This is a genomic window from Actinophytocola sp. (genome assembly GCF_036378875.1).
Classification (GTDB): Bacteria; Actinomycetota; Actinomycetes; order Mycobacteriales; family Pseudonocardiaceae; genus Actinophytocola.
The window spans coordinates 86,638-113,615 of the sequence record NZ_DASUVO010000048.1; the positions used below are offsets into that span (position 1 = coordinate 86,638).

Genomic DNA, 26,978 nt, shown 5'->3' on the forward strand with positions numbered 1-26,978 from the left:
TGTCACTTCCGGTGGCTCGGTACGCGGCGACGCGGTAGCGCGTACCGCAGCACGGCGATGGCTCCTGCGAGTACCACGACGATCACGATGACTCCCGCGACCGTCCTCGCGACGTCGGTTCCGGTGCCGTTGTCCGGCACACCGGTGTTGATCAGCGCGGGTCGCACCGACGGGGTGAGTGCGTGCGCGGCGACCGTCGCCCTCGACGAGGCCGACTCCACCGGCGTGTCGCTCCCCGGCGGTGTGCCCAGCACCGTCGCACCGTTGTCGATCCTGGCCGCCCGCAGGTCCGCCTCCATCACCGAATAGGTGGCCGTGCAGGTCGTCGTCTCGCCCGGCACCAGCGAGGAGACCGGACAGGTGACGGGCGACAGCGCGCCGGTGCCCGAGAACTCGGTGTCCCGCACGTCGATGTCGGTCATCGTGACGTTGCCGCTGTTCGTGACCAGGAACGAGTACGTGATCACCTCGCCGGTCGTCGTGACCGTCTGCTTGTCGGCGGTCTTGGTGACGGTCAACTGTGGACGCCGGGTGGCCGGAAGCCGCACCTCGTCGGAGGGCGACTCCACCGCGGGGCCGGACGGCGGCGTCCCGGTCGCGGTCGCGTCGTTGTCGATCCCGCCGGCGTCCACATCGGCCTGGACGATCGTGTAGGTCGCGGTGCAGATCACCTGCGCGCCGGGCGCCAGCGAGGCCGCGTCTGACCCGCAGGTGACCGGCGACAGGTCACCTGCGCCGGTGAACGCGCCTTCGTTGACGGAGACGTTCGACATCGTCACGTTTCCGGTGTTCGTCACCACGAACGAGTACGTGATCAACTGGCCGACCGCGAACGACTCGGCATCGGAGGGGCTGACGCTCTTGTCCACGGTGAGGGCGGGCGCGGCCGACGCGGTCACCGTCGCGTCGTCGGGCGGCGAACCCGTCGCGTTGCCGGCCCCGGGCGCGGTGCCGTACGCGACCGCGACGTTCTCGACGCGCCCGGCGTTCACGTCCGCCTGGGTCGCGGTGTACGTGGCCGTACAGGTGGTCTGTGCTCCCGGCGCCAGTGTCGACACTGGACACGACACCGCCGGAACCCCGCCAGTGCCGGTGAACTCGGTCTCGTCGACACCGATGTCGCTCAACGTCGCGGTGCCGTTGTTGGTCACCAGGAAGGAGTACGTGATCGTCTCGCCGGCTTCGGTGACCGAGGAGGGACTCGCCGACTTCGCCAAACTGAGGCTGGGTGCCGAGTGGAACTCCACGCCGGCACAGTTCGGCAGGTTGAGGCCGACGACGTTGGACAGGTCGACCCAACAGATCTGATAGGGCTTGGAGATCGGGTCGTTCGGCCCCGGGGTGCTCGACGTGACGTCCACCGTGATCGTGCAGGAGACCTGACCGGCCGACAACACGCCACCGGTCACGGTGATGGTGGAGCCGCCGGGGGTCGCCACCGTGGCGGCGTCACACGTGCCACCGACCCCGGCGGGCGTCGCGACCGTCAGACCCTCCGGGAGACTCTGGGTGAACCCCCACCCGTTCTTGGCCAGTAGGTCGGTGGTGTTGGTGATCGTGAACGTCAGGGTCGATACGCCGCCGACCGCGACGGACGCCGGCGAGAAGGACCTGTCCAACTGCGGAGAGACGTCCAGCACGCGGATGTTGTCGAACGCGGCGTCGTTGCCGTACGAGTCGAGCGCCTCGTTACGCAGGACGATCCCGAGTGACTCACCTGTCAGGAGTTGCGAGGTGCTGGCCGCGAAGGACCCGTAGCTGACCTCGAGGCCGTTGATCGTCGTCGTCCGCCGGTTGGGATCGGTGCACGGGTTGATCGCGGTGGCCGACACCGGGGTTTCGGTGCCAACGTCATTTCGCGTGTAGAAACGCAGCAGCGGATCCGTGAACGCGCAGAAGCTCGCCGCGACGTCGACGGAGAACGCCACGAACCGGTTTTCCGTGGGGAGATCCAGTTGGTCGACCGTGCGGAACATGACCGCCGGCACCAGCGGACCGTCCGGGTCGTCGGGAATGTCGCTGTCGATGTTTCCTGTCGACAGCGAGGACACCGTGCGGTTGGTCGCCGCGGTGGCAGGGTTGGTGAGCAGGCCGACCGCGTGCGCCTGCGACCGTACGTTGCCATACCTCGCATCGGAGGCGTTGCAGTACCCCGCCGGCCGCGCGCCGTCGTTGGCGGCCAGGATGAAACCGTTGCAGCGGGCCGCCCGCAGCCAGTACGAGTCGGCCGTGTAGGTGACACCGGTGTCGGACACATAGGACTCGAGCTCGGTGACCCCCGTGCCGTTCTCGAAGTCCTCGACGTACAGGAGCGTCGGAGCGCCCGGCACCCCGGGTGTGCCGGGCGCGGCACGGACCGAGGACCCGCCCGGCAGCACCGCGGCACACGTGGCCGTCAGGATGGTCGACACGAGCAACAACGCAGGCGTGCGCTTTGCCACAACGGGCCTCCGAGATTGAGCCGAGGCGCCATTCCGACAATGCCGAGAATCGTCTTTGTGGTCGCCGGCGTGATGGCTTCCCGTTGTATCAGCTGGTTTACCGAACCGCCGCGCCCAGCCTCGAAGGACCACCCTTTGGTGTGAATTGAATATCGCGCCGTCTCAGCGCGCCCGGCGGACCCTGGCCTCGTCCCAGACCGGTTCATCCACTTCGGACACCTGACCGTCCGAGCGGAACACGAGGAAGCGGTCGAAGGACTTCGCGAACCAGCGGTCGTGCGTGACCGCCAAGACCGTGCCCTCGAACGCCTCCAGCGCGTCCTGCAGTGCCTCCGCCGAGGTCAGGTCCAGGTTGTCCGTCGGCTCGTCGAGCAGCAACAGGGTCGCGCCCGACAGTTCGAGCAACAGGATCTGGAAACGGGCCTGCTGACCGCCCGAGAGCGTCTCGAACCGCTGCGACCGCGAGCCGGCCAGGCCGTACCGGGACAGCTTGGCCGACGCCGCGCCCTCGTCCAGGCCGCCGCGAGCGCCGTCGCCGCGCCACAGCACGTCCAGCAGTGTCCGGCCGACCCACTCGGGATGCTGGTGTGTCTGGGCGAACAGGCCGGGCACGACCCGCGCGCCCAGCTTCCACGCACCGGACGCGTTGACCGGATCACCGGCCAGCAGACGCAGGAAGTGGCTCTTGCCGGACCCGTTCGAGCCCAGCACCGCCACCCGGTCGCCGAAGAACACCTCCAGGTCGAACGGCTTCATCAGCCCGGTCAGCTCCAGCGACGCGCACTGGATCGCCCGCAGCCCGGTGCGCCCGCCGCGCAGCCTCGGCTGGACGCGCTCGGTCCTGGGTGGCAACGCCGGCGCGCCGGCCTCCTCGAACTTCCGCAGCCTGGTCTGCGCGGCCTTGTACCGCGCCGCCATGGCGTCGCTGATCATGGCCGCCTGCTGGAGGTTGCGGACCAGCTCCTTGAGCTTCTCGTGCTCCTCGTCCCAGCGCCTGCGCAGCTCGGCCATGCGTTCCCAGCGGGCCTCCCGCGCCTCGTGCCAGGTGGCGAACCCGCCGCCGTGCACCCAGGTCGTGCCGCCCTCGAGGGTCACGACGTGCGTGGCGGCGGTCGCGAGCAGCTCACGGTCGTGGCTGACCAGCAGCACCGCCTTGCCGCAGGACGCGAGCCGGTCCTCCAGCCACCGCTTGCCCGGCACGTCGAGATAGTTGTCCGGCTCGTCGAGCAGCAGGACCTGCTCACGGCCCTGTAACAACGCCTCCAGGACGAGGCGCTTCTGCTCGCCGCCGGACAGGGTGGACACCGAGCGGAACTGGGCGCGGTCGTACGGCACCCCGAGCGCCGCGACGGTCACCGTGTCCCACAGCACCTCGACGTCGTACCCGCCGGCCTCACCCCACCCCGCGAGAGCGGTCGCGTAACGCAACTGGGTCGGCTCGTCGTCGGTGTCCATCATGGCCAGCTCGGCGTCGTCCAGGTCCTTCGCGGCCTTCCGCAACGGCGCGGGCGCGACGGCCAGCAACAGGTCCCGGACGGTCCGGTCGTCCCGCACCGAGCCGATGAACTGCGGCATCACCCCGAGTCCACCTTGGACGGTCAGACCACCGGCCCCCGGCGTCAGCTCGCCGGACAGCATGCGAAGCAGAGTCGTCTTACCAGCGCCGTTCGCCCCGACCAGCGCCACCACCTGCCCCGTGCTGACGCGGAACGAGACGTCCCGGAACAGCTGCCGGCCGTCGTCCAGCTTGTGGGCGAGGCCGTTGGCCTCCAGAAATCCCGCTCCCATACCGCAGATCGTCCTTTGTCGGGCGGTTTGAGGCGAACTGTTTTCTTCCGCAACCCCGTTCGCGGCGATGTGGATCGATGAGGGTACGCTGCGTAAGCCTGCGAGGGTTTGGCTTACGACGGGAAGGATGGGTACTTTGTCCGATACCCCGATCTACGACCAGATCCGACAGGAACTCGAGGCCGGCGCCGGGCGCGCCGAACCGTCCACCGCCAGAAGGGCCTCCCGCGGCGGCGAGGAGGACAAGTCGGTGTCCGTGTGGGCCCTCGTCAACCAGCACCGGAACGGCAAGCGCCGGTAGATCCGTGAGCGGAGCTTGCGGAGCGAACCATTGGCACGCACGACCGGCGACCGCGTGCTCGGAGCCTGCGAGGAGCACGTGAGGCGCGGTCGTGCTGGGATTGGGGCATGTTCCTGCTCACCCCCGGTCCCCCGCTTGACGATCGCGCGCTCGAGGAGCTGTACGACTACCCGTCCGAGCTGACCGCGCCGTTCGTGCAGGTCAACTTCGTCTCCAGTGCTGATGGCGCCGCCACGGTGTCCGGGCGTTCACGTGGTCTGTCCAGCCCTGCCGACAAGAAGGTGTTCGCGCTCGGGCGCGATCTCGCCGATGTCGTGCTCGTCGGTGCCGGGACGGCGCTCGCCGAGCAGTACCAGGGGGTCAAACGCACCGAGCTGCGCGCGTCGCGGCGGGAGCGGCTGGGGTTGTCGGAGGTCCCGCCCATCGCGGTGGTGACCGGGCGGGGCTCGGTGCCGCCGTCGTCGCCGCTGATCACCGCCACGACCGTGCCGCCGATCCTGATCACGTCGGAGTCGTCGCCGGTGGTGTGGCGCAAGGAGGTCACGGCGGCGGGCGCCGACGTGGTCGTGGCGGGGGACGAGCGGGTCGACGCCGGGCTCGCGCTGGCCGCGCTGGCCGACCGGGGGCTGCTGCGGGTCTGCTGCGAGGGCGGGCCGACGCTGTTCGCTGACATGATCGCGGCCGGGCTGGTCGACCAGCTGTGCCTGACGGTCGCGCCGCTGCTGGCGGGTGCCGGGGCGGTCCGGATCGCCGACGGTTTACCGGCCGAGGACGCACCCATGGGACTCACCCTCGAGTCGGTGCTCGCCGACGAGGGTTTTCTGATGCTGCGCTATCGCAGGGCGGCGGAAACCGGGTGAGAATGGCGGCATGCAGCTGCCGATCATGCCGCCGGTCAAGCCGATGCTGGCCAAGCCGGTCAAGACGATCCCCACCGGGGAGATGAGCTACGAGCCGAAGTGGGACGGCTTCCGCTCGATCATCTTCCGGGACGGCGACGACGTCGAGATCGGCAGCCGCAACGAGAAACCGATGACCAGGTACTTCCCGGAGCTGGTCGAGGCGGTCATGGAGAACCTGCCGCCGCGGTGCGTCGTCGACGGCGAGATCGTGGTGGTGGGCCCGACCGGGGACCGGCTCGACTTCGAGGTGCTCGCGCAGCGGATCCACCCGGCGGCGAGCCGGGTCAAGATGCTGTCGGAGACCACGCCCGCCAAGTTCGTGGCGTTCGACCTGCTGGCGCTGGACGACATGGACTACACCGAGCAGCCGTTCTCGGCCCGCCGCGCCGCCCTGGGGGAGGCGCTCGCCCCGGCGAAGGCGCCGATCCACCTGACCAGGACCACCACGGATCCCGACGTGGCGCAGGAGTGGTTCGCCCAGTTCGAGGGCGCGGGGCTGGACGGTGTGATCGCCAAGCCGCTCGACGGCCTCTACGAGCCGGACAAGCGCACGATGTTCAAGATCAAGCACGAGCGGACCGCGGACTGCGTCGTCGCCGGCTACCGCGTGCACAAGACCGCCCCCAACCGGATCGGGTCGCTGCTGCTCGGCCTGTACAACGACGAGGGTGTGCTCGCGAGCGTCGGCGTGATCGGCGCGTTCCCCCTGGCCAGGCGGGAGGAGTTGTTCGAGGAGATGCAGGAGCTGGTCACCACGTTCGACGAACACCCGTGGGCGTGGGCGCGGCAGGAGGAGGGGACGCGGACGCCGCGCAACGCCGAGGGCAGCCGGTGGCAGGCGGGCAAGGACCTGTCGTTCGTGCCGTTGCGCCCGGAGCGGGTGGTGGAGGTGCGTTACGACCACATGGAAGGGGTCCGGTTCCGGCACACCGCCCAGTTCTCGCGGTGGCGCCCGGACCGCGAGCCCCGGTCGTGCACGTACGAGCAGCTGGAGGAGCCCGTGAAGTTCGACCTGGCGGACGTGCTCGCGTAGGTCTGCTCACGGTCGTCTCACCTCCACCGTGCGACGCTCTGGTTCGTCGGTTGGGACGATGGGAGGACTCGCGCGGTGACGGCCTGGCGAGTACATGTGGCCACGCTGGTCGCCGCGACGGTGGTGTTGTCGGCCTGCACGGCCGGCCCATCCAACCGGCCCGAGATCATCACCAACGATGCCGGAGAGGCGACGGCCCCGCCCTCCGTCGCGCCGAACGAGCTGCCTCCGCTCGAGGACGCCGACTCCACGATCCAGTGGCGGACCTGCTCCGCCGAGGTGCAGACCGCCCTCACCGCACAGCAGCTGCCCGCGTGGCTGCCGGTCGAGTGCGGGCGCGTCAACGGGGTGCTCGACTCCCCCTACGCGCCCGGCCGCGGCACCGCCCGCATCCAGGTGCTCCGCGCCGGGGCAGGGCCCGTGCCGATCGCCGTGCTCAACGACGTCGACGGGTTGCCCGGCACCGTCTACGCGGCGCGGCTCGCGGCCACTCTCCCCCAGGCGTTCTTCGAGAAGTTCCAGCTGATCGGGATGGACCGGCGGGGCACCGGCAACTCGGCAGCCGTGGACTGCGTGCCGCCGGAGATCCGGCTGGACATGATCGAACAGGACCCGGCCGCGCTCGAGGTCGACGCCTGGTTCGAGGCCGCGCAGACGGCGGGCCAGCAGTGTGCGATCAAGCTGGAGAGCCAGCTACCGGCCCTCGACACGTGGCGCACCGCCGCCGACCTCGACGCGCTGCGCAGAGCGCTCGGCGTCGACCGGCTCAACGCGATCGGGCACGGCGAGGGATCACGCGTCGTGAGCATGTTCGCCGACCGGTATCCCGATCGGGTGGGCCGGTTCGTGCTCGACGGCCTGCCGGACCCAACCGCCGACGCCCAGCTCGCCCACGAGGGCTTGGCCAAGGGCGGGGAGGCGGCGTGGGACGCGTTCTCCGCCGACTGCGTCCAGCGCGGCTGCGAGCTCGGCGGCGAACCGGAGCGCGCGTTGCTCGAGCTGCTCGGACAGCTGCGTGCCACGCCGATCCAGAGCACGGAACTCGCCATCACCGCCGGCTCCGCCATGCACGCGGTGCTGATCGGGCTGTCGGACCGCAGGACGTGGCCGGTGCTGTCCAGTGCGCTCGCGGCCGCCAGGAGCGGCGACGGCAGTGGGCTCGCCGCCCTGCTTGCCCCGTACGTGGTGAGCTCGAGGGAGCAGGCCGCCGCCATCGACGGCGGCCTCGTCACGACCTGCAACGACATGGGCACCCGCCTATCGCCCGAACAGGTGACGAAGGCGGCCACCGAATGGCAGGACAAGTACCCGCTCTTCGGTCCGATCGCCGCCCAGCAGCTCGCGTTCTGCGCGCCGTGGTCCATCCCCGACCACCCGCTGCCGACCCCCACCGGTCGCGGCGCGCCACCGATCCTGGTACTCGCCACGGCGAGCGACGCGATCACCCCGCTCGAGGGCACCGAACGGGGTGCGCAGCAGCTCGACACCGGCGTACTGGTGACGTGGCAGGGCGGCGGTCACGGCGCGCTGGGTGCGTCCACGTGCGCCACCGACGTGGCGAACAGGTTCCTCTCCGACGCCGCGGTGCCGAGGAACGGCACGGTGTGCCCGCCCTGATCACCTTTCCTTGGCGGACAACGGAAACACGAGTGTCCACAATGGAGCTTATGAGGCGTCGGTTTCGCGGACCCGGTACTCGCAGCCGTACTCGACCGCGTAGCTGAGGTCGTAGTGGTGCACGATCTTGGGGCCCTCGTGCAGATGCACGTGGGTGACCGTGTCCTTCGGCTGCTCGGGTAGGTCGGGCAGGGTGTCGACGCGCCCGTCCAGCGGCCCACCCACGTATCGCACGATGTACTGCTGTGTCACGACGACCTCCTTCCGCAGCCGGTCTTCCCCTCGATGCTTCCTTGTGATCCGGCCGAAATCAACCGCGACGTCCCGTCCAGCAGCGAAACTCGACGTACGGCACATGTTCACCGCATTGGATGTCGCGGAGCCGTAACGGTTTCGACAATCATGACGAACGCTAGTGCATCCGCATGGCCGTGAGGAGCAGCACATGTCGACACCGACGCCACAGCACCGGTGGCCGGTGTGGCCCTGGGTGGTGCTGACGGTGGCCGGCGTCGTCGTCACGGCCGTCGCGGCGGTCGTCGGCACCGCGGCCAACTCCGAACGGGCAGCCGACCAACCACCGCAACGGGTGACGGTCACCGCAACCCAGTTCCAGACCACGACGGTCAGCGTCACGGTCACCGTGGAACCGCCCCCGTCCGTCCCGGCCACCGCTCTGCTCGACGGCATCCACCGGGTCGGCGTCGAGGTGGCACCGGGCATCTACCAGACGACCGGCCCCAGCGGCACCAACGCGGGCGGCTGCTACTGGACGAGAACCGACGGCGGCGGCGGGATCATCGACAACGGCGTGATCACCGGCCCCAGCACCCTGACCGTCAACCCGGACGAACTGGTGGAAACGGCCGGCTGCCAACCATGGCTGAAGGTCGGCTGAGGGCCTTTCATGGCGTGTCCGGCCGGGCGCGGGACGGTTGCACGCGCTTCGGCTCGCCGGCCATCTTGGGGTACTCCGGCGGATAGGGCATGTCGCCCTCCCCGTTTTCTTCGTCCCTCGCCACCATGTCCAGGAGGGGTTCCAGTGAGAACGCCTTCGTGGCGACGTCGGCGTGACGGTCGCCGACCTTGGCGAAGCGGTCCGGCATGGTCAGGACGGTGAAGTCGGCCGGTGTGACGTCGTCCAGCTCGTCCCAGCTGAGTGGGGCCGAGACCTGCGCGCGGGGTGTCGGCCGGATCGAGTAGGCGCACGCGATGGTGCGGTCCCGCGCCATCTGGTTGAAGTCGATGAACACGCGCTCCCCGCGCTCCTCCTTCCACCAGCTCATCGTCACGTCGTCAGGCATGCGGCGGGCCAGTTCGCGGCCGAGGGCGATCACCGCGCGCCTCGCCTCGACGAACGTCCAGCGTGGCTCGATCGGCACGTACACGTGCAGTCCGCGGCCGCCGGACGTCTTCGGGAAGCCCTCCATGCCCAGCGAGGCGAGCAGCTCACGCAGCGCGAACCCGACCCGGGCCGCGTCGTGGAAGTCCGTGCCCGGCTGTGGGTCCAGGTCGATACGCAGCTGGTCGGGGTGGTCGACCTCGGGGCGGCGGACCGGCCACGGGTGGAACGTCAGCGTGCCGAGGTTCACCGCCCACACGACCACCGCGAGCGAGGTCGGGCACACTTCGTCGGCCGGGCGGCCGCTCGGGAACGTGATGCGGGCGGTCTCGACGAAGTCGGGAGCGCCCTTCGGCACGCGCTTCTGGTAGAACGCGTCGCCCCTGCTGTCGGCGCGCGTCGAGAGCTTCGCGCCCTCGAACACCCCGCCCGGCCAGCGTTCCAGCGTCGTTGGCCGGTCGCGGAGCGCGCCGAGGATGCCGTCACCGACGGCCAGGAAGTACCGCACGACGTCGGACTTCGTGACGCCCAACTCCTTGAAGTACGGCTTGTCGGGGCTGGACACCCGCACGGTGTGCCCGTCCACATCAAACTCGATAACACCAGTGGCCACCGGGTCAGCCTAAACTCGCATGCCCCGCCCAGTAGCGTTGTAGGCGTGAAGATGGACCTGACCCCCGCGAGGGGAACCCGTGACCTGCTGCCCGCGGCCGTCGCCGTGCGTGATCATGTCCTGGCGCGGATCACGGAGGTCTACCAACGCTACGGCTACCAGCGCATCGAGACGCCCGCGCTGGAGAACATCGACCGTCTGCAGGGCGGTCAGGGCGGCGAGAACCAGAAGCTGATCTACCAGGTGCTCCGCCGCGGTCTCGAGCCGACGGTGGCCGCCGACACGTCGCTGTCGGAGCTGGTCGACCTTGGCCTGCGCTTCGACCTGACCGTGCCGCTGTCCCGCTTCTACGGCGCCAACCGTGCGACGCTCCCCCAGCCGTTCCGCTCGTTCCAGTTCGGACCGGTGTGGCGGGCCGAGCGGCCGGCGAAGGGCCGCTACCGGCAGTTCTACCAGTGCGACATCGACCTTCTCGGCGAGCCGAGTGTGCTCGCGGAGGTCGAGCTGATCGAGGCGACGTCGGCGGCGCTGGCCTCGGCCGGGCTGGCCGGCACGACCGTCCGCCTGTCGGACCGCCGGTTCCTGTCCGCGCTGGCGTCGCACGCCGGGGTGCCGGCGCAGGGCTGGGACCGCCTGTTCATCACGCTCGACAAGCTGGACAAGATCGGCTGGGACGGCGTGCGCGCGGAGCTCGCGGACCGGGTGGGTCTCGACGAGGCGACGATCGCCCGCGTCGCCGACACCATCACGAGCCTGCAGGGCGTGGACGCCGCGAAGATCGCCGACGAGCTGTCCAGCGCGCTGCCTGACGTTGGCGACGACGTGCTGTCCGATCTCGCCACCACGGCCGAGGGCCTGGCCGCGCTGCCGGACCTGACGTGGGAGTTCGACCCGACGCTGGTCCGCGGCATGGGGTACTACACGGGTCAGATCTTCGAGATCACCCACCCGGCGTCGGGCGGCTCGGTGGCCGGCGGCGGCCGGTACGACCAGCTGATCGGCCGGTTCCTCGGCACGGACGTGCCGGCGTGCGGCTTCTCGATCGGCTTCGAGCGGATCGTGGACCTGCTCGGCGCCGCACCGGCCCGTGACGCGGTGGCCGTGCTGTACGAGGCGGACACGCCGGTCAGCGCGGTGCTGACCACGGCCCGGGAGCTGCGCGCGGAGGGTCGCACGGTCTCGCCCGTACGCCGGTCCGGCAAGTTCGGCGCGCAGCTCGGCAGGTTGGAGGAGTGGGGTTTCACGTCGTTCGTGCACCTGCGCGCGGACCAGGAAGGGGCGGTCGAGGAACGCCGCCTCGGCGAAAAGAGGACGTAGAGTATTCGGCATGGCGACCACCTCGTCGTTCCCCGACGACCCGGACAAGTCGCCGCGTGTCGAGGACGAGCTGATCGGCCTGGACCCGGACGACCCGGAGACACAGGCGTTCGCGGCGCACCTGGCGCGGCAGCACCGTGTGCACTCCAGCTACACGGTCGAGGGCTACCTGGCGGACATGCGTGACTTCGCGGACTCGGCCAACCGACTGGGCGGGCACTACAAGCTGATGGCCGGCATCCTGGTGGTCCTGATCCTGCTCGGCGTGACCGTCACCGCGTGGGACGCGCTGGTGTACGTGTTCGAGACGTTCACCCGCTGAAAGTTGCGCGTCCTACGCTCAACTTTTCTGCGCCTGGCTGTGCCGCGTAGTTTGGAAGCATGGAAACCGACCAGTCGCCGCCCGTGGTGAAGTCCGAGCAGGAGTGGCGCCAGCAGCTGACGCCCGAGGAGTACGCGGTGCTGCGGGAAGCCGGCACCGAACGGCCGTGGACGGGCGAGTACACCGACACCAAGACCGAGGGCGTGTACGAGTGCCGCGCCTGCGGCACCGAACTGTTCCGAAGCGACACCAAGTTCGACTCCCACTGTGGTTGGCCCAGCTTCTGGAGCCCGCTGGCCGGCGACAAGGTCATCCTCCGGGAGGACCGCACGCTCGGCATGGTCCGCGTCGAGGTGCTGTGCGCGAACTGCCACTCGCACCTGGGCCACGTCTTCGAGGGCGAGGGCTACGGCACCCCCACCGACCAGCGGTACTGCATCAACTCGATCTCACTGCGCTTGGTACCCAAAGAGTGATCCCGATCCAACGGGCACCTCTACCGAGGGTCTGCTCCGAGTCGTCCCGCTGACCAAAGATTCCCGTTGTCGTTGCCAATGACGCCTACGTCCATCGGGAGGCGTTCCATAATCCAGTCGAGAGCCCTTTTCAGGTCCGCCAGATCGGCAGCCCGTGTGCGAGTTGCCAAGAACAGTGTGTCGAGCTGGAAGGGCCTGGAAATGGAGGAGAAGTCGACCTCGCACTCGACTGCCGAGTCAGGCGACGTGTCATCGCTGCCGATGTCCAGCGTGTGATGAATTCCTCCATGTTTATCCGGCGTCGTCGAGTGTGACGGCGGGCGTGCCGTAGATCAACACTTACAGGTTCTTCACCGCGGCGAGCAGCTTGCTGAGCGACTCCTTGGCATCGCCGAACAGGAGCGTTGTCTTCTGGTCGTACAGCAGCTCGTTCTCGATGCCGGCGAAGCCTGGTCTCATGGAGCGTTTGAGGAACACGACCGACGCCGCGTGTGCCACCTCGAGGATCGGCATGCCGTAGATCGGTGAGCCCGGTTCGGTGTGTGCGGCCGGGTTCACCACGTCGTTCGCGCCTACGACCAGTGCGACGTCCGTGGTGCGGAACTCGGGGTTGACCTCGGTCATCTCCTTGAGCTTGTCGTAGGGCACGTCCGCCTCCGCGAGGAGCACGTTCATATGGCCGGGCATCCGTCCGGCCACCGGGTGGATCGCGTAGGTGACCTCGACGCCCCGGCTCTCCAGGGCGTCCGTGAGGTCCCGCATCGTGTGCTGCGCTTGGGCCACCGCGAGGCCGTACCCCGGGACCACGACCACCTTGCGGGCGTAGCCGAGCTGGATCGCGATGTCGGGTGGGCCGCCGGAGCGGACCGGTCGGTCGGACTCGGTGGTGCTGCCCAGCGTCGACCCGCCGGCGAACGCGCCGAACAGGATGTTCACCAGGGACCTGCCCATCGCGTCGGCCATCATCTTGGTCAGCAGCGTGCCCGACGCGCCAACGAGTGTGCCGGCGACGATCAGCAGCGTGTTGGACAGCACGTACCCGCTCGCCGTCACGGTGATCCCGCTGAACGCGTTGAGCAGCGAGATCACGATCGGCACGTCCGCGCCACCGACCGGCAGCACCAGCAGGAGTCCGAGCCCCAGAGTGAGCGCGGCGAGCAGCACGGCGCCGAGCACCGAGCCGGTGAGCGTGACCCAGACGCCGGTGGCGAGCGAGCCGGCCACGCTCACAGCGGCGACCCACCGCATGCCGGGGAAGACCATCGGGCGGCCGGTCACGATCTCCTGCAGCTTGGCGAACGTGAGCAGCGAGCCGGAGAACGTGATCGATCCGATGAGGACGGTGAACGCCGTGACCGCGAGGTGCGGGACGGCATCGCTCGTGCCCTCGGCGAGTTCGAGCAGCGCCACCATCGCACCCGCGGCCCCGCCGACGCCGTTGAACAGCGCCACCATCTGCGGCATGGCGGTCATCGCGACGCGCTGCGCGGCGAGCGTGCCGATCGCCCCACCGACCGCGATCGCGATCAGGATCCACACCAGCCGGTCCGGGCGATGCACGGCCATCACCACGAGCACGGACACCAACGCCCCCGCCGCGCCCACCACGTTCCCCAACCGTGCCGTCCTCGGTGAGGACAGTCCCTTGAGCGCGACGATGAAACAGACCGCCGCGACGAGGTAGAAGAAAGCGGCCCAGTTCTCGCTCACGCGCCAGGCTCCTTCTGTTTCCTGCCGCGGGATCGGAACAGCCGCAGCATCCGGTCGGTCACCACGAACCCGCCGACGAGGTTGACACTGGCCAACACGATGGCGACCAGCTCCAGCACGAAGATCGCCGTCGACTCGGTGTGCGCGGCCACCGCGATGGTGCCGACGAGCACGATGCCACTGATCGCGTTGGACCCGGACATCAGCGGTGTGTGCAGTGTGCTGGACACCTTGGAGATGACCTCGTAGCCAACGAAGATCGCCAACACGAAGATCGTGAGCAGTGCACTTCCATCCATTGAGGACACTCCGCTTCTCGCCGACGGCGGGACACCAGGCCTCGAATTTACCAAGCTTTCGAATGGCCCCATTCGAAATCGGCACGTGAAACAGCGTAAGGCCTTGTCGCGACGGGTCCTCGGGTCCGCAAAGGGTGTATTTCCGTGGCGCGACCTGGGATACTGGAGGCAGCGCTCGAACATCCCGTGGTGGCAGGTGATCCTGCTGGTCCATGACATGAGTGCGACTGGGGGTAGGCGTCGCCGGTGGTTCGGGCCGGCGTCTCCTGGTTTTCGCACTGGGCGCGTCGGCAGTTCCACGAAGTTCGGCTCAGGGGGAACCGATGAGTGGTGGCAAAGAGTTCTACCGATTGTTGTTCGAACATGGCGACGCCGCCGTACTGGTGCTGGATCCCGGTGATCTCGGCATTCGGTGGGCGTCGCCCGCAGCTGCCCGGTTGTTCGGTGGCTCGCACGGGCCACTGCCGGATCTGGTGGCCGTCGAGGACGCGGCGGTGGTCGGCACGTTCCTGGAGGCCGCGAGCGCGGACAGCGCTTCGCGGTGCACGTGCGCGATCCCGGTCGAGGGGTCGGCCGACCGGCGCGTCGATCTGATCGTCCGCGACCTGACGGCGGTGGCGGAGGTCGGCGGGCTCCTGGTCGTCGCCCTCGACGTGACCGGCTCGGCCGAGCAGTCCAGGAAGTTGGCTCGGCTGCTGAACTCCGACACGAAGACCGGCCTGGCGAACTGGACCGGTTTTCGGCTCCGGCTGGCCCAGGCGGCACGCGGGGCGCCGGCCTCGGGCCCGGGTCCCGTGCTCGTGTACCTGGATCTCAACCACTTCAAGATGGTCAACGACAAGCACGGCCACGCGGTCGGTGACGAGGTGCTCCGGCGCATCGCGTCCGTCCTCTCCACCGTCATCGCCGGGCGGGGCACCGCAGCGCGCATCGGCGGGGACGAGTTCGCCGTACTCCTCGACCGGGCGAGCGAGGAACAGGCCCGCGACATCGCGGCGAAGATGCTGGCCGTGGTCGGCGCCCCGCTCACGGTGGTGGAAGGGCTCGTCGTGCGGGTCACCGCGTCGGCCGGGATCGCGTTCCTGCGTCAGGAAACCAAGCCGGACGTCGTGCTACGGCAGGCCGATCTCGCCATGTACCGGGCCAAGGCCATCGGCCCCGGCCGCGCGGTCGTGTACCGCGACGACATGGCGGACTGGATGCTGGCACGCAAGCAACAGGTCGACCTGCTCGCCTACCAGGTCGAACTGCTGCGCCGGGAGAACGAGGCCCTCGCCCAGGCGGCGACCATCGACCAGCGGACCGGGCTGCCGAACCCGGCCGCCTTCGACGCCGACCACGCGCGGCAGCACGACTCCGGCACACCGTACAGCCTGCTGCTCATCGACATCGACCACTTCCACAGCTACAACACCACCTACCGCTACCTCGCCGGCCACCAGACGCTCCGCGAGGTCGGCCAGACCATCGCCCGAACAGTGCGCACCGGCGACCAGACCTACCGGTACGGCGGCGAGGAGTTCACCGTCCTCCTGCCCGGCCCCATCTCGGTGAGGCCATGACCGTCGCCGAGCGGATCCGGCTCGCCGTGGCAGGCCTTGGGATCGAACACCGCGGCAACCCCGGCGGGGTCGTGACGGTCAGCATCGGGGTGGTCGAGGTCGGTCGCGACACCACGGTCACCGAGGCCGTCGAGGAGGCGAGCGTCGCCGTCCTCCAGGCCAAGGACAGCGGCCGCAACCAGGTCACGGCCAGGCTCTGCCGGGCCGCGCGGGACTAGGGATTCACGACGCGGGGCGGGTCGGGCGGGCGATCTCGATGCCGATCCGACCACCGACCCGCAGTGCCGTGAGGCGGGTCGGCTCCACACGGAACCCCGCCGCGGCGATCCGTCGTGACACGGCGTCACCGATGTTGTCGTGCATGTGCTCGCGCATCGGTCGGTGTCCGTGGCCGTGCTCGTCGTGGACCGCGTCGGCCAGGACCAGCAGCCCGTCGGGCCGCAGGACGCGGCGCACCTCGGCGAGCAACGCGTCCTTCGCCGCGGTGTCCAGGTGGTGCAGCATCAGGCTGGAGAAGACCCGGTCGAACGAGCTGTCGGGATAGGGCAGTTCCTGTGCGAACCCGAGGTCCAGCCGCACGCGAACGCCCGCCCGTCGCGCCTTGCGTCCGGCACGGGCCAGCGCCTTCGGATCGGGGTCCAGCCCGACCAGCTCGACCCCGCGGTGCCGCTTGCCCGTGGCCCGCAACAGGTTCCCGGTCCCACAGCCGACGTCCAGCACCCGGTGCCCGTCCCGCAAGCCGGCCAGCGTGATCATCTCCTGGTGGACCGGGCGCAGCCCGAACACGAAGGACACCACGTCGTAGAACGGCAGCAGGTAATGCTTGCCCATGCCAGGGACGTACTCCCGCTCCACGGGCGAATGAGACTTTCTTTCGGTCATGTCACTATTCTGACTGCGTCAAGAGCTGCGTGTATGCGCCGATTCGTGGCTTCGATGGGATGATTTTGCGATGGAGCGCGTGCGAACTGCACCGGACCGCGGGCGGCCGGCGACCTACTCGAGGCTGCCGGCGCCCGGCGAGCTGCCGGTGGCGACCTGGCGGCTCGAGCACGGCCGGGACGCCACGGGTTCCTTCGAGGAGCACATGCACGACTTTCCCGGTCTGGCGTACTTCCAGACCGACGGTGGGCTCCTGCGCACCGGGCGCCGCACCTGGCCGATCGAGGCGGGCAACCTGTTCGTGATCGCGCCCGGTGACGTGATGGGCCACATCCACGCCACCGACCTGGCCGGCAGCAACGGCTGGGGCGTGTTCTTCACCGCCGACGCGCTGGGGCCGGACGTCCCCGGCGCCCACCTGGCATGGCGTACCCACCCGCTGCTGTTCCCGTTCGTGCGGGGCGGGGCGATCGGGGCGCTGCGACTGCGGGTGCCAGAGCCGGACCGTGCCGGCTGGGTCGCCAGGATCGAGGCCCTGCACGACGAACTGGTGCGGCGGCGAGACGGCTATCGCGAGGCCGCGCCGGCCCATCTGGTGCTGCTGCTGGTCGACGTGTCCCGCCTGGCCGCGGACGTCGTCGGCGACCTGCGTGAGAACCGGGAACCACTGCTCGCCGAGGTGTTCGACGTCATCGAGCGGCGCTACCCGCAGCCACTGTCGTTGCGTGACGTGGCCGCCGCCGTGAACATCTCACCAGGCCATCTGACCTCTACGGTTCGGCGGCAGACCGGCCGTACCGTGCAACAGTGGATCACCGAACGACGCATGGTTCAGGCCAGACGCCTGCTCGCCGCGACCGAACTGTCCATCGGCGAGGTGGGTAGACGGGTAGGGTTCCCCGACGCCGGCTACTTCGCCCGCACCTTCGGCAGGGCACACGGCATGAGCCCCGCGCGGTGGCGGCAGGCCGGCGCGGCACGTCAGGACCCGTTCGCGCTGGTGGAATCCGGCTGAGATATTCGGTGCAACCTCCCGGCGCCGCCCTGCCTTTCAACTAGTGAAGGGGCGCGGCACCGGGCCGCGCCGGCAGTACGAGGAGGACATGTGCGAGGTCGAAAGACACGCATCGGGTTGGCCGTGGCGGGTCTGGTGGTCGTCGGCGGCGCCATCACCGGGACGGCCATGGCCGCGTCGGGTGGCGGCGCGCCGAGCGAACCGTCCGGCACCCAGGTGGACGCGCCGATCACCTCGCCGAACGGCAGGCCTGAGACGTCACCGAACGGCCAGCCCGAGACCTCACCCGCGAGGCCGGAGACGTCGCCGAACGGGCGGCCAGAAACCTCACCCGCACGGCCGGAGACCTCGCCGAACGGGCGGCCTCAGACCTCACCCGCGAGGCCGGAAACCTCACCGAACGGCCGCCCCGCGACCTCACCCGCACGGCCGGAAACCTCGCCGAACGGCCAGCCCGCGACCTCACCCGCACGGCCAGAGACCTCGCCGAACGGCCAGCCCGCGACGTCACCGGGGACCGCGCCTCGGTGACCACCGACACCGTGAACCGGGGTACCGGGCCGGACTCGCCGTGGGACGACGAGTTCGCCCGGTACTTCGGCACGCGGGTGCGATCGTTGCGGGCGACCGCGTACTCGCTGTGTGGTGACTGGCATCAGGCCGAGGACATCACGCAGACCGCGCTGCTCACGCTGTACCGGGTCTGGCCCCGGCTGCACAAGGGCGACGCGCTCGACGCCTACGCGCGCAAGGTCGTGCTTCGGGTGTACCTCAACGAGCGAAGGCGACCGTGGCGCGGCCGTGAGGAACTGACCGACGCGGTGCCCGAGACCGGCGCCGAGCAGGGCGGCTACGAGGACCGGACACTCGTGCTCAGCGCCCTGTCCCACATGTCGCCCAAGCAGCAGGAAGTGTTGGTACTGCGGTACCTGCACGACCTGAGCGTCGAGGAGACCGCCGAGGAGCTCGGCCTGTCGACCGGGACCGTGAAGAGCCAGAGCGCCCGCGGCCTCGCCACCCTCCGCAAACGCCTCGGCCCACACTTCGCCGTGCTCGCCGCGGCGGCCGCCACCGTCGCGATGATCATCGCGATCGTCGTGGCCATCGCGTTCGCGACGACACCGCCCAAGCCGGTCGAGCCCGCCGATCCCCCAACGACGACGACACCGGCGACCTCGCCCACCGGCAGGCCCCTCACCTCACCGGCAGGCGTCGACACGACCCGTTAGGACTCGCGCGCGATCTGGGCGCAGGTTTCCCGCTCGAACGGGAGACCGGCGTCCATGAACACCGACGAGACGTTGCCGTTCTGGTAGTCCCAGATGCGTGGGTTGGCGACCAGAGCCGCCACGACATCGCGTTGTACGGCGGACAGGCCGACCGGTCGCTCGACGGCACGCCTGCGCCGCCGTCTGCGGTGTGTGGGGAACGCGGCCCGGACGAGCGGACCCCACGTGGTGTCGACCAAGGTCCAGTTCGAGTGGCGAATGATCGTCATGGCCGGTTCGGCGATGCGGTGGAAGCCGGCTCTGGCCAGGGCGGCGCTGACGAGGTCGGCGAGCGAGTAGAGGCGCGTGCTGGCTTCCCACACCGCGGTGGCGTACTCCTCCAGGCTGTCGACCGGTCCGTCGTCGGGCTCCGGTGTGCCGGCCTGGCGCAGGCGGTCGGCCTCGTCCGACAGCGCGGTGATGATGATGTCCGTGGCGGTTTCGCTGTGGGCGACAGACTCTGCGAGCGCGGCGCACACACGCACGTCCGTGTCCGGATGGGTGAGGAACCACTGGATGTCGTCGCCGAGTTCCCCGAGACGCAGTACCCAGCGGGCGCGGTTCGTTGGCAGATGGTCGGCCCACCGGCGCAGAAGTGCGATGACGACGGGCTTCTCCTCGGCCAGGGCAAGGGTCTTGACGTGCGACACCGCGGCTTCCCCGGCCGTGTTCCGCAGCCGTGGGTCCTCGTTGTCGAGGAAGCTGAACACCACGGGACAGGACTGGCGGATCGCCTCCTGCAGTCCCGGGAGGAGGCGCCTCCAGTACTTCTCCTCTTCCGCCATCGCGGTCGCGTCGGCGACCGCGCCGAGGTACTCGATGACCGCGGCACGGGCGCCCGGAGCTATGTCGCCCTCGGCGAGCAGGTGCGTGAGGACGCGGGCCGCCGGGGCTGTCGCCTTCTCGGGAAACCCTTGGTGCAGCACGGCAACGTACAAATGGTCGATCGCGACTTCCCAGGCTTCGGGGTCCGTCTCGGTGAGAGCCACGATGTGCGCCCTGGTGTCGGTCGCGCGTCCGTAGGCATGTTTGAGCGATCCCCAGTCGATGTCATCCAGCATTCAAACCACGACATACCCTCCAGTGACTGAAGCTTTCGGCTCAAACTGTCACACGGGGCGGCGGCCGAACTCAACGAAGATTCCGCCTCAGCGGGCCTTCTTCGGGACGTACGAACTCGCGTCGCGGGCTGATCGGGGCAGTTCCGGCATCATTCCCCTGCCGAGGGTGGCGATCGCGGCCGCGGCTTCGTTCGCGGCGTTCTTGTACTTGGCGATGGCCTTCAACGCCTCCTTGACGGCGTTGGAGTACTGGTTGAAGAAGTTGGTCAGCAGGTCGATGATGGCCTGCGCGACCTGGCCGAGGAGGTTCGCCACGTCGACCTGGACACTGCCCGCGAGGCTTCCGGTGAACTTGAGGATGGCCGAGGAAGTCGCGGTCATCAGGTCCACCACGGCGACGTAGGTGTCGGTGACCGCGTTCCTCGCGCTGGTCAGCGCGGTGCCGACGCCCTTGAGTGCCGTCTGCACCTTGTCCGACGTTGCCTTGACCTTGCCCTGGTAGTCGTCGAAGGCCTCGAACGCTGGCCCGGACCATCGGACTTTCAGGTCGGAGAAGGCACTGCCGCCGACGCCGTTGGCCGCGGTGGCGACGTGCTCGACCGCTTTCACGTTCCACGCGTCGCGGACCGCGTCCAGCTTGCCCGGGTTGCCGAGTCCCATTTGGACGAACTTGACCGCCTCGTCGACGGCCCGCCTGATCTCGCCGCCGACCTTGGCGGCCCACTCCTGGAGCGTGCGGATGGTTTGTTCGGACGGCTTCGGCAATGCGATCGTGGTCATCGCTGCCTCCCCTTGGGCGCGCCGAGGTTTGCGACGGCGTCGGACATCTCGTCGAGGTACCCGAACTTCTTGTAGAACTCGAAGTCCTTCTCCTCGTAGTGCTTCGCGACGTCGCTGAGAACGCGTCCCGCGTCGGCAAGCGCTTCCTGTCCCTGTTTCAGCTCCCTGACGGCCAAATTCCGCGTGGCGTCGTAGGCGGCGGGGAACTGGGCCATCTGCCCGAGCAGTCCCAGGTCGTTCTCGCCCAAATCGGCCGCGTCGAGCACGGCGATCATCTTCGCCCACTCGTTGCCCGCGTCGACGTACTCCGTGGCCATCCTGCGCAGCGCCTCCGGCGCCACCCGGAAGTCGGTCACCGCAAGCCTCCCTCTTCGGCGCGCAGCCGCTCGACCCTGCTCTCCGCCCGGTTGACCGCGTCGACGATCCTCGTGGCCAGCACGTCCTCGCCGACCATGTGGAACGCCTCCCGGTCGACGGTGACCGACTGCAGGTGGCCGTAGCCGTTCACCACGACCTTGCCCAGGCCGCGGCCGATCTCCTCGGTCACCGTCGTCCTGCGCAGCTGCTCGACCCACTGCCGGGTTCGTTCGAGGTCGACGTCCATTCGCGCGACCACTTCGGTGGCGTCCAATTCGAATGTCTCCTAGTTTTCGAAGAAGCCGGGTACGACCTTCTTGAGCCGCTCGCCGACCGCGGCCGACGCCTTCGAGCGGGCGGCGAGGATCGTGGCGGTCAGGTCGGCCGACAGCTGCTCGGTGCGTGGCCGCCGGCGGTCGACGCCGGAAATCGTGATGCCGACGAGCTTTCCGGCGCCGGTCACGGTCGCCGTCACCGACGAGTTCGGCGAGCCGGCGGTGAACTTCTGCTGGGCGGCTTCCTGGTTGATCCCGGCGAGCTGGCCGGTGAGCGCCCGCGCCTCGCGATCGACGCTCTCGGCCAGCGCGTCCAGCCGGGCGATCGCCGAGTCGATCGTGTAGTCGCCTGTCGTCATCGTCGTGCCTTCCGAAGATCCGCCTCGTCGAGTAGCTGGTTGACCTGGGTGACCAGCTGGGTGCCGGTGACCGGGGTGAACGTGACCCAGCCGTCGCGGCGCAGCTGGAGGTAGCGGCCGTTCGGGGTGTCGTGGAAGCCCACCACGCGCGGCGCCGTGTGCTGCCGCCCGTTCCGGTCGGTGCGCCGGACACTGAACTGGCCGCGGGCCAGCACCCCGGTACAGATCCGGGCGACCGTACGTGCGTCAACACCCCGCTCCCCGAGCGTCACCAGACCGTCCGCCATCGCGCGGAGGTCGTCGCCCGCGACCGCCATCGCGGTGTCGAGCGCGTCGGCCCGCACGCTCACCGAGTCGACCCGGCTGCACGTCGCCTCCCCGGCGAGCGCCGCCATGTGGGCCACTACCGCGTGTTCCGGCACGGGACTGATCGTGATCCGGTCGCCGGTCAGCACGGCCACCACACCGTGTCGCGCGGCGACCGCGCCCCGCGCGCGGGTCCTGGTGTGCGTGATGATCCGGGTGTCCACGGCCCACTCGAACCGGGCGAGCGTGGTCAGCTGGTGCGCGAGATCCGGTGCCGGACCGCGCGGACCCGCAAGCCCCCGATCCCCCAGGCCGGTCAGCACGCGGTCGACGATCTCCTGCCGCTCCCGCCGGGTGCGGCCTGCCCTCGGCAGATCCAGCACCGGCGGGAGCTCGCCGAGTTCGAGGAGCCCCCAGGTCACCTCGAACTCCACTGTGGACAGCACGGTCATGGCTGCCCCGTCTCGTCCGCGCCGATCACCGAGTGCCCCAACGCGGGGATGTCGTCGGTGCGGAACAACTCGTCGGTACCGCGGAAGTACTTGTCGCTGTGCTCGCCGTCCTCCTCGTCACCGCTGCGGTCGCTGGTCGGAGGTTGCCCGAACAGACCGCTGCCGCCACGACCGGCACCCGCCGAGACACCGCCGCGAGCTGCCGCGCCGGCCGGCCCACCACGCCCCGGGACCGCACCGGTCTGTGGGCCGGGATTGAGTGCGCCAGGACCCCGCGTTGGGCCGCGACTGCTGTCCGCGCCGCTGAAACCGCCGACGAACCCGCCACCGCCGAGCGAGCCGACTCCTCCGCCGGCCGAGCCTCGGTAAGACGGCTGCTGCCCCGTCTGCGGCCGGTCCGGATCGGGGACAAAGCCGGCGGCACTCACCGAGTCGTTCGGGCGAAGGCTCTGCCGGCCGTCCTGTTCCTGCTCTGGCACGGAGTTCCGCGGTGCCTGCTGGTTCTGCGGGTTGCTGTCCTGTGCGCCACCGTCCCGAGGTGGTTCGCCCTCGACCTCGTTCTCGGTCTTGTCGGTGGGCTTGTCAGTGGGCCTGTCGGTCGGCTTCTCGGTGCCGTCGGTCTTCGTCGGGGCCTCGGGGCCGATTTCGTCGCCCACGTTGGGTGGCCGGTTCTCGGTGACCTGCTCGTGCTCCAGCAGGTGCGGGTTCTCCGACCGCTCCTCGGTCTGGACGGTGATCGTCGGCACCTCGCCGAGCGTTGGCATCGCGGCCAGGTTCGCGCGGGACGCCGCCTCGTGCTGGTACAGCAGCCGGTTGGCCAACTCGTCGGCGGCCCTGCGCTGCGCGACCTGGTCGTCGAAGCTGGTCTGGACGTCGAAGAGGTTGCCGGTCCGCATGTTCACGGCGTCCCCGAAGGCATCGCCGAACCCGTACTCGGGCGCCGGCGCCGCGCCCGGCATCCCGTTCTTGGTCCGGTCGACCGACTCCGACTGCAGGCCCACCTGCGACCACGCCTGGTCGGCCGCCGGAGCCGAGTCGGCCGACCACTTCGCCGCGGCCATCATCGCCTCGCCGGCCGCCGTCCCGGCCGTGCCCTCCCAGGAGCTGCCGAGCAGCCTCACCTGGTCACGCAGTGACCGCTCGCTCTCGACGAGGTCGAACCCCAGCTGGGCGAGCGCCGACTGCGCCTCGAACAAGGCGAGCGATCCCTCGCCCTCCTTCATCCAGGCGATCTTGTCCTCCAGCGGGCAACCCTCGTACCAGTAGTAGCCGATCTCGTCTTCAGCCAAGGGAACCACCGATCCCACGCATCATCGAGGAAACCTGTTCCTCGGTGTGGCCGTAGTCCTTCGCCGCCTTGGCGCACTGGTCGGCGACGCCGTGTAGCACGTCGATGTACTGCTGTGCCCGGTTGGCGTACGAGTCGTCGGCCCAGACGAGCCGCTGGTCGAGCGCGGTGGCGAAGTCGGCGCTGGCCGGATCACCCAGTGCCGGCTTCGTCAGCATCCGGTCGCGGTACTCGTCCAGCTGGTCCTGTAGCCGCGTCGCCTCCGCCGCGAAGGCGGCACCGATCTGGAGCACGTTGTCCCGGTTGACGGTGAACCCGGCCCCGCCGCCAGTCGCCGTCTCACTGACCAGTTCCATGCGGACAACGATGACGGGCCGATCGGGAACAGATCTTGGACGAATCTTGTATGCCCTGGTGAGGGCCTTGGTCAGTCCGTCTGGAGCTTGGCATGGACGCGGTCGACGTCCTGGGTGCGGCGCTGCGCGCGGTAGCCGTCGAGTGCCTGCCGCCACACGGTTCTCGCCTCGGCGCGCTCGCCCATGGCCTCGTACGCGTCGCCGAGGTTGGCGAGTGTGTTGGCCTCCTCGTAGCGGTTGCCGATCCGCCGGAACACGTCGAGCGCGGCCCGGTAGTGGTCGGCGGACTCGGCGGCGCGGCGGGCTTTCAGCGCGATGTAGCCGAGGCTGTCGAGCGTGCACGCCTCCCCGTCGAGGTCCTCGTGCCGGCGGTGCAGGGCCAGTGCCTGCTCGCAGTGGTCCCGCGCCTGGTCGTACTCGCCGAGTTGGGCGTGGTACCAGCCGACCGTGTTGAGGCCGTTCGCGATGCGTGGCGGCAGATCCAGCTCCTGGTAGCGGCGCAGGGTGTGGTTGGCGTGCTCGAGCGCCTGACGGTCGTCGCCGCGGCGGGCCCACAGCCAGGCGAGCACGTCGTGTGTCCTGGCCTGTTCCATGAGGTCGTCGGCGTCGACGGCCGCGGCGAGTGCGTGGTCCAGGTGTTCCAGCGCGGACGTGTCCTGCTCGGCCCGTGCGAAGGAATGGCCGAGGCGCCGGTGGGCGCGGGCCTGGATCGTGTGGTCGCCGAGCCGGTGTGCGGCCGACAGGCCGATGCGCCAGGCCGCCACGTGCGACAGGAGATGGCCGCCGCGCCAGAGGTACCCGTCGAGGGCCCAGGCGAACTGCCACGCCTGGATGTGCCAGCCCTCGTCGGCGGCGTCGCGCTGGATGGCGAGCAGGCCGGGTAGCTCGCTGTCGAACCAGGCCAGCGCGGCGGCACGGTCAGGAAGCCGACGCACCGGCACGCCGGTGATGTCCGGCTCGGGCGACATTCGCTCGTGGTACGGGTTCACCTCGTGGTCGGCGAGGTAGGCGGTGTGCAGGTACAGGCCGACCAGCCGGCGCAGGGCCGCGGTTCTCGTGTCGGGCCCGGCCTGTTCGACGGCGTACAGGCGCGTCAGGTCGTGCATCCGGTAGCGGCCGGGCACGTGCTGGCGCACCAGGTGTGCCCGTTCCAGCTCCCGCAGCAGCACGCGGGTCCGCTGCGGGGACTCGTCCGCGAGGACGGCCACCGCGTCCTGGGCGATGTCCGGTCCCGGCACCACGCCGAGAAGCCCGAACAGCGTCTGGGCGTCCGGCGTGAGTGCCCGATGGGAGGCCGCGAACACGGCCCTCAGGTCCGCGGTCAGGTCCCCGGTGTCCAGCGCGTCCAACCGGGTGGCCTCGTCCTGGAGCTCGGCGGCCAGCACACCGAGCGGGAAGTCCCGCTGGGTGGCGGCGCGGGCGGCGACGATGCTGATGGCCAAGGGAAGTCCGGCGCAGGCGGTCAGCAGCGCGGCGACCGCGTCGGGCTCGGCGGCCATCCGGTCCCGCCCGAGGTGCCCGACCAGCACGTCCTCGGCTTCGGCGTCGGTCAGCACGTCCAGCGTGACGGTCACCGCCCCGTGCGCGGCGGCGAGCCCGGCGAGCCGGTGCCGGCTCGACACCAGCACGACGCAGTTCGGGTCGCCGGGCAGCAGCGGGAGGATCTGCTCGGTGTCGTACGCGTCGTCCAGCACGATGAGCACCCGCCTGCCCGCGAGCACGCTGCGGTACAACGCGGTCTGGGCGTCCGGGTCGGCCGGCACCGCCCCGGCGTCGACGCCCAGCGCGACGAGGAGACCACGCACGGCCCCGTGCGGCGAGGCCGGATCACCGGCGGACGCGACGCCACGCAGGTCGACGTACAGCTGCCCGTCGGGGAAACGGTCGATGGCGCGGTACGCCCAGGCCAGCGTCAGCCAGGTCTTGCCGATCCCGCCGGCGCCGGTGACCGCGACGATGTTCGTCGTGCTCTCCTCGGCCAGTGCCTTGTCCAGCAAGGCCAACTCGCCCGCGCGGCCACTGAACGAGCCGGGCCGGGCCGGCAGCTGGCGCGGCACCTGGCTGGCCGCCGGCGCATGACGAGTCACGTCGAGCGACGCGTCGCCGGCCAGGATCCGTTGGTGCAGCTCGCGAAGCGCCACGCCCGGATCGGTGCCGAGCTCGTCGACGAGCCGGCGCCTGGTGTCCTCGTACCGGCCGAGCGCGTCGGCCTGGCGACCCGTGCGGTAGAGGGCGAGCATCAGCTGTCCCGCCAGCCGCTCGTCCAGCGGGTGCCGATCGGCGAGTGTCGCCAGCACGGGAACCAGGTCACCGTGCCGGTTCTGCTTCAGCGCGAGATCGGCGCGGTCCAGCTCCGCCGTCAACCGGTCCTGGTCGAGCCCGACGCGCACCGAGTCGAGCCACGGGGACGACAGCCCGGGAAAGGCCTCTCCTCGACACAACCCGAGCGCCTCGTCGAGCAGTGCCAGGGCCCGCTCGTCACCCGCGGTCCGCGCGGCGCCGACGAGCTGACGAAACCGGTGCAGGTCAACACTTTCCGGGGCAACGGTGAGGACGTAGCCGCCGGACCGGCGGGTGATGTCGACGCCGGGGACGTCGGCAAGGATCTTCCGGAGCCGGTGCAGGTAGCCGTAGAGGGTGTTGCGTGCGGTGTGCGGTGACCGTCCACCCCAGACTCGGTCGACGAGCTGGTCCGGCGAGACGAGCTCGTTCGCCTCCACCAGCATGATCGCCAGCACGCTGAGCTGCCGCAGATGCCCGACGTCGACGAGCCGGCCGTCCACCGCCACCTCGATCGGACCCAACAGCCGGAACTCGACGCCCATCCCGCTCCCCCACTCGCCAGGACGTCAAGTG

28 protein-coding genes and 1 pseudogene are annotated in these 26,978 nt (G+C 69.8%); 13 read left to right on the forward strand and 16 right to left on the reverse strand.

Annotated elements, in window-relative coordinates; all coding sequences use genetic code 11:
* Positions 1-2: 2 nt before the first annotated feature.
* Positions 3-2,441, reverse strand: coding sequence for a CLIPPER-2 domain-containing protein (locus VF106_RS14080; RefSeq protein WP_330840119.1), 2,439 nt, complete (start codon positions 2,439-2,441; stop codon positions 3-5).
* A gap of 162 nt (positions 2,442-2,603) precedes the next feature.
* Complete coding sequence (locus VF106_RS14085; RefSeq protein WP_330840120.1) at positions 2,604-4,229, reverse strand: ABC-F family ATP-binding cassette domain-containing protein; 1,626 nt, start codon at positions 4,227-4,229, stop codon at positions 2,604-2,606.
* A 136-nt stretch (positions 4,230-4,365) separates the two neighbouring features.
* Between VF106_RS14085 and VF106_RS14090 the strand changes: the two genes are divergently transcribed.
* From VF106_RS14090 to VF106_RS14105, 4 genes are all read left to right on the forward strand, one after another.
* Complete coding sequence (locus tag VF106_RS14090; RefSeq protein WP_330840121.1) at positions 4,366-4,530, forward strand: hypothetical protein; 165 nt, start codon at positions 4,366-4,368, stop codon at positions 4,528-4,530.
* Positions 4,531-4,637: 107 nt separating this feature from the next.
* Positions 4,638-5,390, forward strand: a complete 753-nt coding sequence (locus tag VF106_RS14095) for a pyrimidine reductase family protein (RefSeq protein ID WP_330840122.1) — start codon at positions 4,638-4,640, stop codon at positions 5,388-5,390.
* 10 nt (positions 5,391-5,400) lie between these two features.
* A complete protein-coding gene (locus VF106_RS14100; RefSeq protein WP_330840123.1) occupies positions 5,401-6,465 on the forward strand; it encodes an ATP-dependent DNA ligase in 1,065 nt (354 codons plus the stop codon).
* A gap of 75 nt (positions 6,466-6,540) precedes the next feature.
* Positions 6,541-8,082, forward strand: coding sequence for an alpha/beta hydrolase (locus VF106_RS14105; RefSeq protein WP_330840124.1), 1,542 nt, complete (start codon positions 6,541-6,543; stop codon positions 8,080-8,082).
* Positions 8,083-8,130: 48 nt separating this feature from the next.
* Here the strand turns inward: VF106_RS14105 and VF106_RS14110 are convergent, their stop codons facing one another.
* The gene (locus VF106_RS14110; protein WP_330840125.1) at positions 8,131-8,334 is read right to left on the reverse strand and encodes a DUF8847 domain-containing protein; all 204 of its coding nucleotides are present in this window, start codon (positions 8,332-8,334) and stop codon (positions 8,131-8,133) included.
* Between the two features lie 193 nt (positions 8,335-8,527).
* Between VF106_RS14110 and VF106_RS14115 the strand changes: the two genes are divergently transcribed.
* On the forward strand, positions 8,528-8,980 hold the full coding sequence (locus VF106_RS14115) for an Rv1352/Rv1906c domain-containing protein (protein ID WP_330840126.1): 453 nt from the start codon (positions 8,528-8,530) through the stop codon (positions 8,978-8,980).
* Between the two features lie 7 nt (positions 8,981-8,987).
* On the opposite strand, the gene ligD is transcribed toward VF106_RS14115, so the two are convergent.
* Positions 8,988-10,037: a non-homologous end-joining DNA ligase gene (gene ligD / locus VF106_RS14120; RefSeq protein ID WP_330840127.1), complete on the reverse strand. Its 1,050-nt coding sequence runs from the start codon at positions 10,035-10,037 to the stop codon at positions 8,988-8,990.
* Between the two features lie 51 nt (positions 10,038-10,088).
* Between ligD and hisS the strand changes: the two genes are divergently transcribed.
* The 3 genes from hisS to msrB are packed head-to-tail and all read left to right on the forward strand — an operon-like array spanning position 10,089 to position 12,152.
* Positions 10,089-11,354: a histidine--tRNA ligase gene (gene hisS / locus VF106_RS14125; protein ID WP_330840186.1), complete on the forward strand. Its 1,266-nt coding sequence runs from the start codon at positions 10,089-10,091 to the stop codon at positions 11,352-11,354.
* A 10-nt stretch (positions 11,355-11,364) separates the two neighbouring features.
* Positions 11,365-11,676 carry a hypothetical protein gene (locus tag VF106_RS14130; protein ID WP_330840128.1) on the forward strand — a complete coding sequence of 104 codons (312 nt, stop codon included), beginning with the start codon at positions 11,365-11,367 and terminating at the stop codon, positions 11,674-11,676.
* A 59-nt stretch (positions 11,677-11,735) separates the two neighbouring features.
* Positions 11,736-12,152 (forward strand): peptide-methionine (R)-S-oxide reductase MsrB, encoded by a 417-nt coding sequence (gene msrB / locus VF106_RS14135; protein WP_330840129.1) that lies wholly within the window; start codon positions 11,736-11,738, stop codon positions 12,150-12,152.
* Between the two features lie 339 nt (positions 12,153-12,491).
* Here the strand turns inward: msrB and VF106_RS14140 are convergent, their stop codons facing one another.
* Positions 12,492-13,862, reverse strand: coding sequence for an NAD(P)(+) transhydrogenase (Re/Si-specific) subunit beta (locus tag VF106_RS14140; protein ID WP_330840130.1), 1,371 nt, complete (start codon positions 13,860-13,862; stop codon positions 12,492-12,494).
* Positions 13,859-14,161: an NAD(P) transhydrogenase subunit alpha part 2 gene (locus tag VF106_RS14145; RefSeq protein ID WP_330840131.1), complete on the reverse strand. Its 303-nt coding sequence runs from the start codon at positions 14,159-14,161 to the stop codon at positions 13,859-13,861. The genes VF106_RS14140 and VF106_RS14145 overlap by 4 nt, the downstream gene beginning before the upstream one ends.
* Before the next feature lie 323 nt (positions 14,162-14,484).
* Between VF106_RS14145 and VF106_RS14150 the strand changes: the two genes are divergently transcribed.
* Entirely contained in the window at positions 14,485-15,723 is a 1,239-nt protein-coding gene (locus VF106_RS14150) for a sensor domain-containing diguanylate cyclase (RefSeq protein WP_330840132.1), read from the forward strand.
* A complete protein-coding gene (locus VF106_RS14155; protein WP_330840133.1) occupies positions 15,720-15,941 on the forward strand; it encodes a diguanylate cyclase domain-containing protein in 222 nt (73 codons plus the stop codon). The genes VF106_RS14150 and VF106_RS14155 overlap by 4 nt, the downstream gene beginning before the upstream one ends.
* A gap of 4 nt (positions 15,942-15,945) precedes the next feature.
* Here the strand turns inward: VF106_RS14155 and VF106_RS14160 are convergent, their stop codons facing one another.
* Positions 15,946-16,605: a class I SAM-dependent methyltransferase gene (locus VF106_RS14160; protein ID WP_330840134.1), complete on the reverse strand. Its 660-nt coding sequence runs from the start codon at positions 16,603-16,605 to the stop codon at positions 15,946-15,948.
* A gap of 79 nt (positions 16,606-16,684) precedes the next feature.
* On the opposite strand from VF106_RS14160, the gene VF106_RS14165 reads away from it, so the two are divergent.
* The 3 genes and pseudogenes from VF106_RS14165 to VF106_RS14175 all read left to right on the forward strand — a co-directional run.
* Positions 16,685-17,620, forward strand: coding sequence for a helix-turn-helix transcriptional regulator (locus tag VF106_RS14165; protein WP_330840135.1), 936 nt, complete (start codon positions 16,685-16,687; stop codon positions 17,618-17,620).
* A gap of 90 nt (positions 17,621-17,710) precedes the next feature.
* Positions 17,711-18,151 (forward strand): hypothetical protein, encoded by a 441-nt coding sequence (locus VF106_RS14170; protein ID WP_330840136.1) that lies wholly within the window; start codon positions 17,711-17,713, stop codon positions 18,149-18,151.
* An 11-nt stretch (positions 18,152-18,162) separates the two neighbouring features.
* A pseudogene (locus VF106_RS14175) lies at positions 18,163-18,690 on the forward strand (SigE family RNA polymerase sigma factor); the annotation flags it as partial.
* 155 nt (positions 18,691-18,845) lie between these two features.
* Here the strand turns inward: VF106_RS14175 and VF106_RS14180 are convergent.
* From VF106_RS14180 to VF106_RS14220, 9 genes are all read right to left on the reverse strand, one after another.
* Entirely contained in the window at positions 18,846-19,949 is a 1,104-nt protein-coding gene (locus tag VF106_RS14180; RefSeq protein ID WP_330840137.1) for a HEAT repeat domain-containing protein, read from the reverse strand.
* An 87-nt stretch (positions 19,950-20,036) separates the two neighbouring features.
* Entirely contained in the window at positions 20,037-20,729 is a 693-nt protein-coding gene (locus VF106_RS14185; RefSeq protein WP_330840139.1) for a WXG100 family type VII secretion target, read from the reverse strand.
* Entirely contained in the window at positions 20,726-21,085 is a 360-nt protein-coding gene (locus tag VF106_RS14190) for a hypothetical protein (protein ID WP_330840140.1), read from the reverse strand. Before VF106_RS14190 ends, VF106_RS14185 begins: the two co-directional genes overlap by 4 nt.
* Positions 21,082-21,360, reverse strand: coding sequence for a YbaB/EbfC family nucleoid-associated protein (locus tag VF106_RS14195; protein ID WP_330840141.1), 279 nt, complete (start codon positions 21,358-21,360; stop codon positions 21,082-21,084). Before VF106_RS14195 ends, VF106_RS14190 begins: the two co-directional genes overlap by 4 nt.
* 12 nt (positions 21,361-21,372) lie before the next feature.
* Positions 21,373-21,720 (reverse strand): YbaB/EbfC family nucleoid-associated protein, encoded by a 348-nt coding sequence (locus VF106_RS14200; protein WP_330840142.1) that lies wholly within the window; start codon positions 21,718-21,720, stop codon positions 21,373-21,375.
* Positions 21,717-22,478 (reverse strand): ESX secretion-associated protein EspG, encoded by a 762-nt coding sequence (locus VF106_RS14205; RefSeq protein WP_330840143.1) that lies wholly within the window; start codon positions 22,476-22,478, stop codon positions 21,717-21,719. Before VF106_RS14205 ends, VF106_RS14200 begins: the two co-directional genes overlap by 4 nt.
* The gene (locus VF106_RS14210; RefSeq protein WP_330840144.1) at positions 22,475-23,767 is read right to left on the reverse strand and encodes a hypothetical protein; all 1,293 of its coding nucleotides are present in this window, start codon (positions 23,765-23,767) and stop codon (positions 22,475-22,477) included. Before VF106_RS14210 ends, VF106_RS14205 begins: the two co-directional genes overlap by 4 nt.
* The gene (locus tag VF106_RS14215; RefSeq protein WP_330840145.1) at positions 23,760-24,122 is read right to left on the reverse strand and encodes a hypothetical protein; all 363 of its coding nucleotides are present in this window, start codon (positions 24,120-24,122) and stop codon (positions 23,760-23,762) included. Before VF106_RS14215 ends, VF106_RS14210 begins: the two co-directional genes overlap by 8 nt.
* Before the next feature lie 71 nt (positions 24,123-24,193).
* Complete coding sequence (locus tag VF106_RS14220) at positions 24,194-26,947, reverse strand: AfsR/SARP family transcriptional regulator (protein WP_330840146.1); 2,754 nt, start codon at positions 26,945-26,947, stop codon at positions 24,194-24,196.
* Positions 26,948-26,978 lie beyond the last annotated feature (31 nt).

Excerpts from the sequence above, each read along its gene's own strand:
- VF106_RS14085 (WP_330840120.1), bottom strand. The coding sequence starts at position 4,229 with ATGGGAGCGGGATTTCTGGAGGCCAACGGCCTCGCCCACAAGCTGGAC.
- VF106_RS14095 (WP_330840122.1), top strand. The coding sequence starts at position 4,638 with ATGTTCCTGCTCACCCCCGGTCCCCCGCTTGACGATCGCGCGCTCGAG.
- VF106_RS14100 (WP_330840123.1), top strand. The coding sequence starts at position 5,401 with ATGCAGCTGCCGATCATGCCGCCGGTCAAGCCGATGCTGGCCAAGCCG.
- VF106_RS14115 (WP_330840126.1), top strand. The coding sequence starts at position 8,528 with ATGTCGACACCGACGCCACAGCACCGGTGGCCGGTGTGGCCCTGGGTG.
- hisS (WP_330840186.1), top strand. The coding sequence starts at position 10,089 with ATGGACCTGACCCCCGCGAGGGGAACCCGTGACCTGCTGCCCGCGGCC.
- VF106_RS14130 (WP_330840128.1), top strand. The coding sequence starts at position 11,365 with ATGGCGACCACCTCGTCGTTCCCCGACGACCCGGACAAGTCGCCGCGT.
- msrB (WP_330840129.1), top strand. The coding sequence starts at position 11,736 with ATGGAAACCGACCAGTCGCCGCCCGTGGTGAAGTCCGAGCAGGAGTGG.
- VF106_RS14145 (WP_330840131.1), bottom strand. The coding sequence starts at position 14,161 with ATGGATGGAAGTGCACTGCTCACGATCTTCGTGTTGGCGATCTTCGTT.
- VF106_RS14150 (WP_330840132.1), top strand. The coding sequence starts at position 14,485 with ATGAGTGGTGGCAAAGAGTTCTACCGATTGTTGTTCGAACATGGCGAC.
- VF106_RS14155 (WP_330840133.1), top strand. The coding sequence starts at position 15,720 with ATGACCGTCGCCGAGCGGATCCGGCTCGCCGTGGCAGGCCTTGGGATC.
- VF106_RS14160 (WP_330840134.1), bottom strand. The coding sequence starts at position 16,605 with ATGACCGAAAGAAAGTCTCATTCGCCCGTGGAGCGGGAGTACGTCCCT.
- VF106_RS14180 (WP_330840137.1), bottom strand. The coding sequence starts at position 19,949 with ATGCTGGATGACATCGACTGGGGATCGCTCAAACATGCCTACGGACGC.
- VF106_RS14185 (WP_330840139.1), bottom strand. The coding sequence starts at position 20,729 with ATGACCACGATCGCATTGCCGAAGCCGTCCGAACAAACCATCCGCACG.
- VF106_RS14200 (WP_330840142.1), bottom strand. The coding sequence starts at position 21,720 with ATGACGACAGGCGACTACACGATCGACTCGGCGATCGCCCGGCTGGAC.
- VF106_RS14205 (WP_330840143.1), bottom strand. The coding sequence starts at position 22,478 with ATGACCGTGCTGTCCACAGTGGAGTTCGAGGTGACCTGGGGGCTCCTC.
- VF106_RS14215 (WP_330840145.1), bottom strand. The coding sequence starts at position 24,122 with ATGGAACTGGTCAGTGAGACGGCGACTGGCGGCGGGGCCGGGTTCACC.
- VF106_RS14220 (WP_330840146.1), bottom strand. The coding sequence starts at position 26,947 with ATGGGCGTCGAGTTCCGGCTGTTGGGTCCGATCGAGGTGGCGGTGGAC.